Source organism: Sphingomonas bacterium (genome assembly GCF_903644055.1).
In the GTDB taxonomy this organism is placed as follows: domain Bacteria; phylum Pseudomonadota; class Alphaproteobacteria; order Sphingomonadales; family Sphingomonadaceae; genus Sphingomonas_I.
In genome coordinates this window covers 1-13,043 of record NZ_CAHJXD010000104.1, presented here as the reverse complement: position 1 = coordinate 13,043, position 13,043 = coordinate 1, and the positions used below count along the sequence as shown (strand labels likewise).

The following is a 13,043-nucleotide window of genomic DNA, read 5'->3' as shown; positions in this document are numbered from 1 at the left end:
CTCCAGCGCATCGCGCGCGATCGCCGCGATCTCCAGCCGCCCGGTCGAGACGTCGCACGCCGCCAGCCCCAGCGCGCCGCCCGCCTCGGCGACCGCCGCCAGCCAATTGGCCGCGCGCGCATCGAGCAACGCCTCCTCGGTCAGCGTGCCCGCGGTGACGATGCGGACGATCGCGCGGCTGACGAGCGTCTTGCCGCCGCGCTTCCTCGCCTCCTCGGGGCTCTCGGTCTGCTCGGCGATCGCGACGCGGTGGCCGGCGCGGATCAGCCGCGCGAGATAGGCCTCGTGGCTGTGCGCGGGGACGCCGCACATCGGGATCGGCCTGCCGTCATGCTCGCCCCGCGCGGTGAGCGCGATATCGAGATCGGCGGCGGCGCGCTCGGCATCATCGAAGAACAATTCGAAGAAATCGCCCATTCGATAGAAGAGCAGGCAATCGGGCGCCTGCGCCTTGAGCGCGAGATATTGCGCCATCATCGGGGTGGGGGCGCCGGTCATGGATCGAGCGGCAGGCGCGCGGCGTGGCGGATGCGAAGAATGCGGACCACATCCGGCAGCACTTCGTAGCGGATGATATAGGGACGGACCTTCACCAGCTCGCGCACATTGCCGCCCATCGATCGGCCGCGATCGGAAAAATGTTCGAGGCTCAGCGCCGCGTCCACGAGCCTTGAAGCGATCTCCGCCGCGGAAGGCGGATGATCCCGTTCGATATAGTCAACGATCAGGTTGAGACTGACGACCGCTTGTTCCGACCAGACTACCTTGGCCATCGGCGACGCAACGGCTTCCTATCCGGCGTGCCCCACGTCTTGAGCCACGCGACCACCTCTTCGTTCGAATAGACGCGGCCGGCCGATATCTCGGCGCGCGCCCGCGCATCCTTCTCCGCCGCTTCTTCCGGCGTCTCCTCGCCTTCGAATTTGCCGCGCTCGACGTTCATGACCGCGAACATAATCGAAGCGCTCGCCTCTGCCTAGCCGCACGCCGGGTTGCGTGGGGAGCCCAAGGCGCTACGGGCTGGCCTGTCGTAGAGGAAGCCCCGATGTCCGAAGGCAGCAACGTCCATTTTTCCGAGCGCGAGGCCTTGCTGTTCCATTCGGAAGGGCGGCCGGGCAAGATCGAGATCATCGCATCGAAGCCGATGGCGACGCAGCGCGACCTCAGCCTGGCTTATTCGCCCGGCGTCGCGGTGCCGGTGCTGGCGATCGCGGCCAATCCCGAACTGGCCTATGATTATACCGCCAAGGGCAATCTCGTCGCGGTAATCTCTAACGGCACCGCGATCCTCGGGCTCGGGAATCTGGGCGCACTGGCGTCGAAGCCGGTGATGGAAGGCAAAGCGGTGCTGTTCAAGCGCTTCGCCGACGTGGATTCGATCGATATCGAGCTGGCGACCGAGGATGTCGATGCGTTCGTCAACGCGGTCGCGCTGATGGAGCCGAGCTTTGGGGGGATCAACCTCGAGGATATCAAGGCGCCCGAATGCTTCGTGATCGAGCAGGCGCTGCGCGAACGCATGAACATCCCGGTGATGCACGACGATCAGCACGGCACCGCGATCATCACCGCCGCCGGACTTATCAACGCCTGCTTCCTCACGGGCCGCGCGTTCAAGGACATCAAGGTGGTGGTCAACGGCGCAGGCGCGGCGGCGATCGCCTGCACCGAGCTTATCAAGGCGATGGGGGTTTCGGCGGACAACGTCATCATGTGCGACCGCGCGGGCGTGATCTACCAGGGCCGCGAAACCGGCATGGATCAGTGGAAGTCGGCGCATGCCGCGATCACCGACCGGCGCACGCTCAAGGAGGCGCTTGTCGGCGCGGACGTGTTCCTCGGGCTTTCGGCGGCGCGCGCGGTGAGCCAGGACATGGTGCGCGACATGGCGCCCAAGCCGATCATCTTCGCGATGGCCAATCCCGATCCCGAGATCACCCCGCCCGAGGCCAAGCTTGCGCGGCCCGACGCGATCATCGCCACGGGGCGCTCGGACTATCCGAACCAGGTCAACAACGTGCTGGGCTTCCCGTTCATCTTTCGCGGCGCGCTCGACGTGCGCGCGACGACGATCAACGACGAGATGAAGATCGCCGCCGCCGAGGCGCTGGCGGCACTCGCGCGCCAGCAGGTGCCCGAGGAGGTCGCGGCGGCCTACGGGGGGCGCGCGCCGCGCTTCGGCGAGGATTATATCATCCCGGCGCCGTTCGACCCGCGGCTGATGGAGATCGTGCCGAGCGCGGTGGCGCAGGCGGCGATGGCGAGCGGCGTCGCCAAGGCGCCGATCGCCGACCTGGAAGCCTATCGCGAGAAATTGCGCGGGCGGCTCAACCCGACGACATCGGTGCTGACGATGGCGCACGCCGGCGCGCGTGCCAATCCCAAGCGCGTGATCTTCGCCGAGGCGGAGGAAGAGGTGGTGCTGCGCGCGGCGATCGCATTCCGCGACGGCGGCTATGGCACGCCGGTGCTGGTCGGGCGCGAATCGGTGCCGGAGAAGCTCAAGGCGCTGGGGATCGACGACGTTTCCGGGTTCGAGCTGCACAACAGCCGGGTCTCGCCGCTCGTGCCCCGGATGGTCGACTATCTGTACGACCGGCTGCAACGGCGCGGCTATCTGCGCCGCGAGGTCGAGGCGATGGTCAACCAGGACCGCAACATCTTCGGCGCGCTGCTGCTCGCACTCGGCGAGGGCGATGCGCTGATCAGCGGCGTGACGCGCACCTATGGGCGCACGCTCAGCCAGATCCGCCGCGTGATCGATCCGATCAAAGGGCGCCGCCCCTGCGGCATCCACATCATCGTCGGCAAGGCGCACACCATCTTCATGGCCGACACGATGGTGACCGAGCGGCCCGAGCCCAAGGAGCTCGCCGCGATCGCCGAACATACCGCCGCCGTCGCCAGGCGGATGGGGCACGAGCCGCGCGTGGCGTTCCTCTCCTTTTCCAGCTTCGGCAATCCGCCGGGCAACTGGATCGACAATATCCGCGAGGCGGTCTCCATCCTGGAGGAGCGCAGGCCCGATTTCGAGTTCGAGGGCGAGATGGCGCCCGACGTGGCGCTCAATCCGGAGGTGATGAAGAATTACCCGTTCAGCCGACTCTCCGGCCCCGCCAACGTGCTGGTGATGCCGGGGCTGCAATCGGCCAACATCTCCGCCAAGCTGCTGCGCGAGATCGGCAGCGATTCGGTGATCGGGCCGATGCTGGTCGGGATGGAGAAGCCCGTGCAGGTCGCGACGATGTCGGCGACGGCGAGCGAGTTGCTGACGCTGGCTGTGCTCGCGGGTGCGGGGATTGCGGCTTAACGATTGTCGTCCGTGCCACGTTCGATCATTGCGCAACGTCCCTCGACTTCGCTCGGGACGAACGGATTTTTGGACCAGTAAGCCAAACGGGCGCGGCACAACCGCGCCCGTTTGATGCCTCAGGCGAGCTTGAGGCCTTCCTTGTTCATCTGCGCGGTGATTTCCTTGTTCCGCTCGGGCGAGAGGCGGTTCTTAAGGCGCGGGAACAAGGTGTTTTCCTCTTCGCGCATGTGGCGCTCGATATCGGCGCGGAAGCGCGCGACCTTGGGGAGGAAGTCGATCGAGGCCTTGGGCATCTCGGTCAGCTCGTAGAGATATTGCTTCACATAGCCGTGATCCTTGTTGAGATCGTCGGCCGCTTCGACCTCGCCGATCTCGCGGAGCGCGGGATAGACGACATTCTCTTCTTCCATCGCATGCTTGGCGAGCGCATGCTTGAGCTGCATCAGCAGCATGCCGCGCTTGGTCGTGTTGGTCTCGTTGGTCGCCTGCAACGCATCGAAAACCTTGAGCGTGAGATCATGCTCGGCCTTGAGTGCCTGATCCCAATCGCCGGCGAGCAAGGTCGGCGCCTGCACCGCGAACTTGCGCGCGACATTGGCGGCGAGACCCACCGCGAGGCCGGCGGCGGCGATGCCGACCATCGCGCCTGTGGAATATTCGCTGCCCTTGGCGCGCGCGGCGGGCTTGCGGCGCGTGGTGGCGGCACGGGGCTTGGCCGGGCTGGCCGCGCCATCGGATGAGGCGCTCGCGGCGGTCTTCTTCCAGCGGCCATTGTCGGCGCGCGGCTCGGCCTTCACGGCGGCGGAACGCTTCGCCTTGGTTTCGCCCGATGCGGGGGTGTTCGGACGCGTTTCGGTGGTGGTTGCCATGACAGGATACTCCGCTTTCGGGGCCGGAAGGATCGGCGCCCATTGCGGGCCTAAACGCGCAAATGACGGAAAGGGCTCAAGAGTCCGTTTGGAAACTCTCAGCTTTCGCGCAATTGATCGAGGCTGCGTTGCAGGTGACCGAGCCACGGGCCGGCGACGCCGTCGGAGGGCGCGCGCCAATCGCCGCGCGGCGAGAGGCTGCCGCCCGCCGAGACCTTGGGGCCGTTGGGGATCGCCGAGCGCTTGAACTGGCTGAAACCGAAGAAGCGCTGGAGAAAGACTTCCAGCCATTTGCGGATGGTGGCGAGATCATAGGCATGGCGATCGGGTTCGGGAAAACCGATCGGCCAGCGCCCCGCCTCGACATCCTTCCACGCATGCCAGCAAAGGAAGGCGATCTTGCCGGGCGCGAGGCCGTGGCGCACGACATAATGGAGGAAGAAATCGTGGAGCTCATACGGCCCGATCCGCGATTGCGTCGACTGGATCGCGCCGTCCGCGCCTGGGGGCACCAGCTCGGGCGAGATTTCGGTGGCGAGGATCGCTTCGAGCACGCGATCACTCTCGCGATCGAACTGGTCGGTCGCGGTCGCCCAGCGGATCAGGAACTGGATCAGCGTCTTGGGCACGCCCGCGTTGACCGCATAATGGCTCATCTGATCGCCGACGCCATAGGTGCACCAGCCGAGCGCGAGCTCCGAGAGATCGCCGGTGCCGACGACCAAGCCGTTGTGCTGGTTGGCGAGGCGGAAGAGATAATCGGTGCGCAGCCCCGCCTGCACATTTTCGAAGGTGACGTCGTAGACCGCCTCGCCCCGGGCGAAGGGGTGCTGCATGTCGGCGAGCATCTGGCGCGCGGCGGGGCGGATATCGATTTCCTCGCCGGTGACGCCGAGCGCGCGCATCAGCGCCCAGGCGTTGGCCTTGGTATCGTCGCCGGTGGCGAAGCCGGGCATCGTGTAGCCGAGGATCGACGCACGCGGGCGGCCGAGCGTATCGCAGGCCTTGGCGGCGACGATCAGCGCGTGGCTGGAATCGAGCCCGCCCGAGACGCCGATGACGAGCGTTTCGGCACGCGCGGCCGTCATGCGCTTGGCGAGGCCCTCGACCTGGATGTTGAAGGCTTCGTAGCAATCGGCGTCGAGCTTGGCGGGATCGTTGGGGACGAAGGGGAAGCGGCGCAGCTCGCGCCTCAGCCCGACGTCGGCGAAATCGGGTTCGGCCTTGAACGGGATGCGGCGGAAGCGCGTTTCGGGATGGCCGTGCGCGGCGGCGCAATCGTTGAAGGTGCCGACGCGCATCCGCTCCTGCCGCAGCCGCGCGACATCGACGTCGGCGCAGATGAGCTCGGGATCGCGCCCGAAGCGGGTGGAGGAGGCGAGGCGCTCGCCGAGCTCGTGGATCATCGCCTGCCCGTCCCACGCGAGATCGGTGGTGCTCTCGCCGGGGCCGCTCGCCGAATAGACGTAGGCCGCGACCGCGCGCGCCGATTGCGACGCGCCGAGCAATTCGCGCTCGCGCGCCTTGCCGATGACGATGTTCGACGCGGAAAGATTGCAGAGGATCAGCGCGCCGGCGAGTGCGCCCAGCGTGGAGGGCGGCAATGGCGCCCAATAATCCTCGCAGATCTCGGCGTGAAAGACGAAATCGGCGATGTCGTCGGCGGCGAAGATCAGGTCGGGGCCGAACGGCACTTCGCCGTCGCCGAGGCGGATGGTGAGGCCCGCGAGGCCCGCGCCGGGGGCGAACCAGCGCTTTTCATAATATTCGCGATAATTGGGCAGATAGCTTTTGGGCACGACGCCGAGGATGCGGCCGCGCGCGATCACCACGGCGGTGTTATAGAGCCGGCCGTTACGGCGGAGCGGCGCGCCGATCAGCAGCACGGGACGAAGCGCGGCGCTTTCGGCGACGATCCGCCCGAGCTCGCTCTCGACGGTATCGAGCAGGGCATCCTGGAGCAGCAGATCGTCGATCGCGTAGGACGACAGAGCGAGCTCGGGAAAGACGATCAGGTCCGCCGCCTGGGCATGGCCTTCGCGGGCGAGCGCGAGGATCGCGGCGGCGTTGGCGGCGGGATCGCCCGCCGTCGCCATCGGCGTCGCGGCGGCGACGCGGACCATGCCCTGCGCGTGGATCGAGAAGAAGCGATCTTCCATGCCCGCGACCGCTACTCCGGACGCGCTCAAATCGCCAGCTTCGCCCAGATCGGCAGATGATCGGAGGCGTTGCGCGCGACCATCGAATGATGGACGCCGCTCTGCTCGATCCGCACGCCGCCGCCGACGAACATGCGATCGAGCCGCCCGACGGGGCGCCGCGCGTGGAAGCTGGGGCCGAACGGCACCGATTCGTGATGCTGGGCGAAATCGCGCAGGCACCCCTGCCCCTGCCGCCATTCGTTGAGATCGCCGGTCATCACCAAGGGCAGTTTTTCGGCCTGCTGATCGAGATGCGCGAGGATCGCGCGCGCCTGGCGGCGACGCCACAGGCCGGAAAGATCGAGGTGCATGCCGAGCACGCGCAGCTTCTTCCTGCCGATGCGCAAATCGGCCATCACCGCGCCGCGCGGCTCCAGCGCCGGAAGCGTGACCGAGCAGCAATGCTCGACCTCCACCAAGCCATCGCGGACGAGGATGGCGTTGCCGTGCCAGCCCATGCTGCCGTGGCGGGCGGCGAGGCCGACCGATCGGTAGGCGCCATGTTCGGCGAGCATGTGGAACGGGATCGCGCTCTGCCGCGCGCCGAATCGCCGGTCGGCTTCCTGCAGCACGACGATATCCGCGCCGATCTCGCCGAGCACCTCGAGAATGCGCTCGGGGCGGCGGCGGCGATCGGCGGCGATCGCCTTCCGGATATTGTAGCTTGCGATCAGCACCATAAGCTTTGCGGGGACCCCGTCTCTTCGCGCATCCCCCCGCCGCTACAACCAGTGCGGCGTCAATGCCACAGTCGGTGGAAATCGGGTGCCCAGGCGCCGACGACACGGCGGCGCACGCTCCTCCATGTTGCGGCGCGACAACGCTATGCGGTACGGATGCCGCAGATAGCCGACAGGGGCGCGGTGACGCCGGGGCGTCATCGGTATGTAACAGACCCCTGCGAAGGCCGATCGAAGAACAAGGGGACGTTCCAGATGAAGAAGATTTTCGCAGGCTGCGCACTCGCGGCCCTCGCCACCAGCAGCGCTTATGCGCAGTCGACGGGTTCCACGGCGATCGAGCAGACGCCCGAAATCGTCGTGACCGGCACACGCGCGACCAGCGGCGTCGGCGGCGTCATCATTCCCGACGTTCCCAAGACGCGATCGATCATCACGCAGGAACAGATCAGCCGCGCCTCCGCCGGCCAGTCGATCCTCCAAGTCATCAACCAGATCCCTGGCGTGAACTATACCAACAGCGATCCTTACGGCTCTTCGGGCGGTAACCTGCGTATCCGCGGCTTCCCCGGCAACCGCATTGCCTTCCTGTGGGACGGACTGCCGCTCAACGATACCGGCAATTATGCGATCTTCGGCAACCAGACGATGGATTCCGAGCTGATCGATCAGGTCTCGGTCAACCTCGGCACGACCGACGTCGATAGCCCGACGCCTTCGGCCGCAGGCGGCGTCGTTTCCTACAAGACCATATTGCCGACAGCCGATTTCGGCGCGTTCGCGCAAGGATCGATCGGCGATTTCCATTATGGCCGCATCTCGGCGATGGTGAACACCGGCGAGATCGGCAACACCGGCATCCGCGGTTTCGTCCAGGCATCGGATCAGCATTACAACAAGTTCCGCGGGCCCGGCACCCTGCTCAAGGATCAGTTTAACTTCCGTCTGTACAAGTCGCTCGCCAGCAACGGCGACTTCATTTCGATCGCGGGCCACTACAATCGCAATCGCAACGTCTTCTACAACAATGGCCTGGCCAGCGATTTCGCCGCGAACCGCTACTTCGACTATAATGCGCAGTGCGGCCGCGATCCCGCGACGGCGGGCGTCGCCGATAATGACGGTGCCGCGACGACGACGAATACGACCGTCCCCGGCGTCGCGCCATCGCTCTGCACCAATTACTATCAGTTGCGCATCAATCCCTCGAACACCGCCAACCTGCGCGGCTCGATGCGGTACACGCTCAGCGACCATTTCATCCTGACCGTCGATCCGGGCTATCAGTATACGCTGGCCAACGGCGGCGGCACCGCAGTCGTCCAGGAGAATGATACGCGGCTTCGCGGCGCTTCGACGCTCGCCGGCGTCGATCTCAACGGCGATGGCGATCGGCTGGATTCGGTGCGTCTCTATACGCCGAACACGACCCGCACCAATCGCTACACGCTGCTCAGCTCGCTGATCTGGCAGGTCAGCGACAGCCAGCGCCTGCGCGTGGCCTACACGTTCGATCGCGGCGAGCATCGTCAGACCGGCCAATATGGCTACATCGATCTTTCGGGCAAGCCGCTCGACGTTTTCGGCGGCAAACACGACCTGAACGCGCGCGTCGTGACGGCCGATGGCCTCGCGTTGAACGGTCGCAACCGTTACTCGATCGCCATGCTCAACCAGATTTCGGGTGAGTATTTCGGCAAGTTCCTCAACGACAAATTGACGTTGACCGCCGGTCTGCGCGCGCCCTTCTTCGAGCGCAAGCTCAACCAACTTTGCTACACGGCCAACACGCAGGCGGCTACGCTCTTCGGCGGCACGCTGGCCTCCGGCGGCACATCGGTGACCTCGGGCAATCCCTATTGCACCACCTCCGCCGTCGGCGTTCCGGCGACCGCGATCGCACCGTTCAAGAAGACGATCAAATATCATCCGCTGCTGCCCTCGGCGGGCGTGAGCTTCGATCCGATCCAGTCGACCAGCGTCTATGCCTCTTATGGCCGCAACTTCTCGGCGCCGAGCACCGACAATCTCTATCGCTCGCCGACGATCAATCCGAAGGGCGAGACCACCAACGCCTATGAGGCCGGCCTCCGCTATCGCAGCCGCATCGTCCAGGCGCAGGTTTCGGCTTATTATACCGACTACAAGAACCGCATCGTGTCCGCGACCGATGCCGATCCGGCGAGCCCGACCTTCGGAACGAGCATCGATCGCAACGTCGGCAGCGCGAGCGCCAAAGGCTTCGACGGCCAGATCGCCGTGCAGCCGATCCGCCAGCTCGTGCTCTCGAGCTTCCTGAGCTACACCAAGACCAAGATCGACAACGACATCGTGGGCGCTGGCGGCGCGGTGCTGGTCTATACGGGCGGCAAGCAATTCGTGGAAACGCCGAAGTGGCAATATGGCGGACGCGCCGAGGTCAATCTCGATCCCTTTTCGGTCGCCGCATCGGTCAAGCATGTCGGAACGCGCTATTCGACCGACGATAACGGCCGCGGCGCCGGCGGGGTCCAGTTGGGATCCATCGCGGGGATCCAAGGCGTTATCGCGGGTGACGGCCATACCAGCGGCTACACCACCGTCGATCTCGATGGCCGCGTCAACCTAGGCAAGTTCGGCCTCGGCCGCACTTACCTGAGCGTCAGCGTGATCAACCTGTTCGACAAATATTACTTCGGCAATATCTCGACGACCAACACGCTGGCGGCCGGTCCGCGCTACTCGGTCGGCGCCCCACGCACGGTTCAGGGCACGATCCGCGTCGGTTTCTGATCCCGTAAATCCAGCGGCAAGGATATGGCCGGTCCTTTCGAGGGCCGGCCGTTTTCTTGAGGCTTGATCCAGAAACCGGACCGGGGGCTATTCCAGCCGTTCGCCCGGCCCCGTGCCCCAGAGGCCGCTCTGTGCGATCCAGCCTTTCTTCTCGGCGAATTCGATCCGGCACCAGCGGCCGTCGCAGCCGTCGAGGCGGCCGACCGCGCCGGGCTCGGCTTGCCAGAGCAGGCGGGCGCCCTCCTCCGGCTTGTCGCGGATCGCCTGCGTGCCGCCGACGACCACGCCGGTGCGCCGCGCGCTGAGCAGGATCGCGAGCATCCAGCCGGTGGTGCCGTCCTGCTCCTCGATCCGCCGCCAGACGCCGTGGACCTGGACGACGCGGACGGGCAGATCGCGGCGCCGGTAGAGCCACAGCGCGGGATAGGTGCGATCGGGGCCGGTGCGCATCAGCGCCTCGCCCTTGGCGATCGACGCCCAATAGGGGACGGGGCGTTCCTGCGCGGATAGCGGCATGGTCGCGAGCAAGGCGATCGCGCCCGTCGTCACCGCCCGCCATCGCGCCATCGCTATTCTCCTCGGCTAGCCCCTGCACCGTAGGCCCAGCGAAGCCGCATTGCCGATGATTGGCAAGATGGAAGTGCGTATCGGGAGTGCGCTGGAGGCGGTGAGGAGGATCGGGATTCCGCTTTAGAGTCCGTTCTGGTGGAGGTTGAACTGTCGTCACCCCGGCCTTGAGCCGGGGTCCCGCTTCTTCCTCGGCGTTGGCAGGCAGCGGGACCCCGGCTCAAGGCCGGGGTGACGGTCGATTCGAGGCAACGTCCGTGCAGATCGTTAGATGTCGATCGGCCTAGCGCCTCCGATTGCCGCGCCCGATCAGCGCGCGTTGCCTTCCATCCAGGCCAGCACCTTGTCGGGCGCGCTTTCGCCGTAGGGGTCCTCGTCGAGGCCTTCGTCGTTGATGCCGGGTTCCTCGAACCAGGCGGCGATCGTGCCGTTATCGACGACCATCGCGTAGCGCCAGCTCCGCTCTCCGAAGCCGAGATGGTCCTTGCGGATCAGCATGCCCATCCGCCGCGTGAAATCGGCCGAGCCATCGGGCAGCAGCTTGACCTTGTTGAGCCCGAGATGCTTGCCCCACTGGAACATAACGAAGGCGTCGTTGACCGACAGGCAATAGACCTCGTCGGCGCCCGCCGCCCTCAGCGCTTCGTAATTCTGTTCGAAGGCGGGGCATTGCTCGTTGGAGCAGGTCGGCGTGAAGGCGCCGGGCAGCGAGAAGACGACGACGCGCTTGCCCGCGAACAATTCGCCCGTCTGGACATCCTGCCAGCGGAAGGGATTGTCGCCGCCGACGCTCTCGTCGCGCACGCGGGTCTTGAGAGTGACGTCGGGTATGTCGCGTCCGAGCATTGCGATCTCCTTGCCGGGGATTGGGAATTACTGGATCGGTCCTTCGGCACGGCCCTGAACGAACTGATCCACATAGGGGTTGCCGCTGTCGTAAAGCCGATCGCGCGGCCCCTTCCAGACGATGCGGCCCTGATAGAGCATCGCGACGCGGTGCGCGATCTTGCGGGCCGAGGCCATGTCGTGCGTGATCGTCAGCGCGGTGACGCCGAGATCGTCGACGAGGCTGACGATCAGATCGTTGATGACGTCGGCGCGGATCGGATCGAGACCGGTGGTGGGCTCGTCGAAGAAGATGATCTCGGGCCGGGGCGCGATCGCGCGGGCGAGCGCGACGCGCTTCTGCATGCCGCCCGAAAGCTCGCTGGGACGAAGGTTGAGGATGCGGCTGTCGAGGCCGACACGCTCCAGATTTTCCTCGGCGACCTTGCGCATTCCCCGCGCGTCGGACTGCTGGCCCTGCGTCAGCGCGAAGGTGACGTTGCGCCAGACGGGGAGCGAATCGAACAGCGCCGATCCCTGGAACAGCATGCCGAACTTGGCGCGCTTGCGATCGAGCGCGCGGCCCTTGAGCCCGACGATTTCCTCGCCATCGACGCGGATCGACCCGGCATCGGGGCGGATCAGCCCGAGGATGCATTTGAGCGTGACCGATTTGCCGCTGCCCGACTGGCCGATGATCGCGAGGCTCTCGCCCGCTTCCACCGCGAGGCTGACGCCATCGAGAACCTTGTTCGGCCCGAACGTCTTGCCGACGCCGTCGAGCACGATCTTGGCCTCGCCCATCAGCTAAACACCATTGCGGTGATCAGGAAGTTGGAGGCGAGGATCAGGATGAACGCCGAGACGACCGCGTTGCGCGTGGCATTGCCGACGCCGGCGGCGCCACCGGCGGCGTTGAAGCCCTGATAGCATCCCATCAGCGCGATGAAGAAGCCGAACACCCCCGCCTTGACCAAAGCCATCTTGAAATCGTCGGCGCTGACGAAGCGGCGCGTGACCGCGAGATAGTTGGCGGAATTGAAGCGGAGCTTCTCGACCGCTATCAGCCAGCCGCCGAAGATGCCGATCGCATTGGCGACGAGCACCATCAGCGGCAGCGCGATGACGGCGGCGAACAAGCGCGGCCCGATCAGGTAGCGATACGGATCGGTCCGCAAGGTGGTGAGCGCATCGAGCTGTTCGGTGACGCGCATCGTGCCGATCTCGGCGGCCATCGCCGAGGAGACGCGCCCCGCGACCATCAGCCCGACGAGCACCGGCCCAAGCTCGCGCACCATGCCGATCACGACGACGGCGGGCACGGTCGATTGCGCGGAAAAGCGCGAACCGGCGGTGAAGATCTGCTGCGCGAGCGCCGCGCCGGTGAAGACGGCGGTGAGGCCGACGACGGGGAGCGAAAACCAGCCGATGTGGAGCAATTGCTCGGCGAAGCGGCCGGGATAATAAGGCGGGGTCAGCGCGCGCGACACCGTCCGCCAGGTGAAGATCGCCACGCGGCCGACCGCGGCGAGCAGGTGCATCACCGCGCCGCCGATCGCGACGAAGGGCGAGAGGATGATCGGGACGGGTTCGGATGCGGGCATGCGTGGGCGCGTGATAGCGGCGGGGGGTGCTTCGCCGCAACCGCTAAGGGAGATGGGTGCGGTGGAGCGAGCGTGAAGTTCCTCCCCTGGAAGGGGAGGTGGCATCGCGGAGCGATGACGGAGGGGGCTTATAATTGGCGATTACGTATCTTACAAACCAAGACCTACAGCGATCCCATAGATCGCTCCGGCGACTAAGGCAGCGTAAATGC

The 13,043-nt window shown here is 65.9% G+C and carries 11 protein-coding genes and 1 pseudogene; 2 read left to right on the top strand and 10 right to left on the bottom strand.

Annotated features, from left to right (window positions below; translation table 11 throughout):
- The 3 genes and pseudogenes from HUU94_RS04455 to HUU94_RS04445 form a co-directional block, all read right to left on the bottom strand.
- Positions 1-498, bottom strand: a pseudogene (locus HUU94_RS04455) (DNA mismatch repair protein MutS); the annotation flags it as partial.
- The gene (locus tag HUU94_RS04450; RefSeq protein WP_174273899.1) at positions 495-773 is read right to left on the bottom strand and encodes a type II toxin-antitoxin system RelE/ParE family toxin; all 279 of its coding nucleotides are present in this window, start codon (positions 771-773) and stop codon (positions 495-497) included. The pseudogene HUU94_RS04455 and the gene HUU94_RS04450, both read right to left, overlap by 4 nt.
- Positions 761-955 (bottom strand): antitoxin, encoded by a 195-nt coding sequence (locus tag HUU94_RS04445; protein ID WP_254601943.1) that lies wholly within the window; start codon positions 953-955, stop codon positions 761-763. The genes HUU94_RS04450 and HUU94_RS04445 overlap by 13 nt, the downstream gene beginning before the upstream one ends.
- A gap of 90 nt (positions 956-1,045) precedes the next feature.
- Here HUU94_RS04445 and HUU94_RS04440 point away from each other — a divergent pair, with 90 nt between their 5' ends.
- A complete protein-coding gene (locus tag HUU94_RS04440) occupies positions 1,046-3,310 on the top strand; it encodes an NADP-dependent malic enzyme (RefSeq protein ID WP_174273898.1) in 2,265 nt (754 codons plus the stop codon).
- 119 nt (positions 3,311-3,429) lie between these two features.
- Here HUU94_RS04440 and HUU94_RS04435 read toward each other — a convergent pair whose 3' ends face one another.
- From HUU94_RS04435 to HUU94_RS04425, 3 genes are all read right to left on the bottom strand, one after another.
- The gene (locus tag HUU94_RS04435; protein ID WP_254601941.1) at positions 3,430-4,182 is read right to left on the bottom strand and encodes a hemerythrin domain-containing protein; all 753 of its coding nucleotides are present in this window, start codon (positions 4,180-4,182) and stop codon (positions 3,430-3,432) included.
- A gap of 98 nt (positions 4,183-4,280) precedes the next feature.
- Positions 4,281-6,341, bottom strand: coding sequence for an NAD(+) synthase (locus HUU94_RS04430; protein ID WP_174273900.1), 2,061 nt, complete (start codon positions 6,339-6,341; stop codon positions 4,281-4,283).
- A gap of 26 nt (positions 6,342-6,367) precedes the next feature.
- Positions 6,368-7,063, bottom strand: coding sequence for an endonuclease/exonuclease/phosphatase family protein (locus HUU94_RS04425; protein ID WP_174273897.1), 696 nt, complete (start codon positions 7,061-7,063; stop codon positions 6,368-6,370).
- A gap of 255 nt (positions 7,064-7,318) precedes the next feature.
- On the opposite strand from HUU94_RS04425, the gene HUU94_RS04420 reads away from it, so the two are divergent.
- Positions 7,319-9,835: a TonB-dependent receptor gene (locus tag HUU94_RS04420; RefSeq protein ID WP_174273896.1), complete on the top strand. Its 2,517-nt coding sequence runs from the start codon at positions 7,319-7,321 to the stop codon at positions 9,833-9,835.
- Between the two features lie 87 nt (positions 9,836-9,922).
- On the opposite strand, the gene HUU94_RS04415 is transcribed toward HUU94_RS04420, so the two are convergent.
- The 4 genes from HUU94_RS04415 to HUU94_RS04400 all read right to left on the bottom strand — a co-directional run bounded on the left by HUU94_RS04415 (position 9,923) and on the right by HUU94_RS04400 (position 12,831).
- A complete protein-coding gene (locus HUU94_RS04415) occupies positions 9,923-10,402 on the bottom strand; it encodes an SH3 domain-containing protein (protein ID WP_174273895.1) in 480 nt (159 codons plus the stop codon).
- Positions 10,403-10,711: 309 nt separating this feature from the next.
- A complete protein-coding gene (locus HUU94_RS04410; RefSeq protein ID WP_174273894.1) occupies positions 10,712-11,248 on the bottom strand; it encodes a peroxiredoxin in 537 nt (178 codons plus the stop codon).
- Between the two features lie 27 nt (positions 11,249-11,275).
- Positions 11,276-12,031: an ABC transporter ATP-binding protein gene (locus HUU94_RS04405; protein WP_174273893.1), complete on the bottom strand. Its 756-nt coding sequence runs from the start codon at positions 12,029-12,031 to the stop codon at positions 11,276-11,278.
- Entirely contained in the window at positions 12,031-12,831 is an 801-nt protein-coding gene (locus HUU94_RS04400; RefSeq protein WP_174273892.1) for an ABC transporter permease, read from the bottom strand. Before HUU94_RS04400 ends, HUU94_RS04405 begins: the two co-directional genes overlap by 1 nt.
- Positions 12,832-13,043 lie beyond the last annotated feature (212 nt).

What these genes read in the sequence shown, in the direction of transcription:
- HUU94_RS04450 (WP_174273899.1), bottom strand. Translation starts at nt 773, where the DNA reads ATGGCCAAGGTAGTCTGGTCGGAACAAGCGGTCGTCAGTCTCAACCTG.
- HUU94_RS04445 (WP_254601943.1), bottom strand. Translation starts at nt 955, where the DNA reads ATGTTCGCGGTCATGAACGTCGAGCGCGGCAAATTCGAAGGCGAGGAG.
- HUU94_RS04440 (WP_174273898.1), top strand. Translation starts at nt 1,046, where the DNA reads ATGTCCGAAGGCAGCAACGTCCATTTTTCCGAGCGCGAGGCCTTGCTG.
- HUU94_RS04435 (WP_254601941.1), bottom strand. Translation starts at nt 4,182, where the DNA reads ATGGCAACCACCACCGAAACGCGTCCGAACACCCCCGCATCGGGCGAA.
- HUU94_RS04430 (WP_174273900.1), bottom strand. Translation starts at nt 6,341, where the DNA reads ATGGAAGATCGCTTCTTCTCGATCCACGCGCAGGGCATGGTCCGCGTC.
- HUU94_RS04425 (WP_174273897.1), bottom strand. Translation starts at nt 7,063, where the DNA reads ATGGTGCTGATCGCAAGCTACAATATCCGGAAGGCGATCGCCGCCGAT.
- HUU94_RS04420 (WP_174273896.1), top strand. Translation starts at nt 7,319, where the DNA reads ATGAAGAAGATTTTCGCAGGCTGCGCACTCGCGGCCCTCGCCACCAGC.
- HUU94_RS04415 (WP_174273895.1), bottom strand. Translation starts at nt 10,402, where the DNA reads ATGGCGCGATGGCGGGCGGTGACGACGGGCGCGATCGCCTTGCTCGCG.
- HUU94_RS04410 (WP_174273894.1), bottom strand. Translation starts at nt 11,248, where the DNA reads ATGCTCGGACGCGACATACCCGACGTCACTCTCAAGACCCGCGTGCGC.
- HUU94_RS04405 (WP_174273893.1), bottom strand. Translation starts at nt 12,031, where the DNA reads ATGGGCGAGGCCAAGATCGTGCTCGACGGCGTCGGCAAGACGTTCGGG.
- HUU94_RS04400 (WP_174273892.1), bottom strand. Translation starts at nt 12,831, where the DNA reads ATGCCCGCATCCGAACCCGTCCCGATCATCCTCTCGCCCTTCGTCGCG.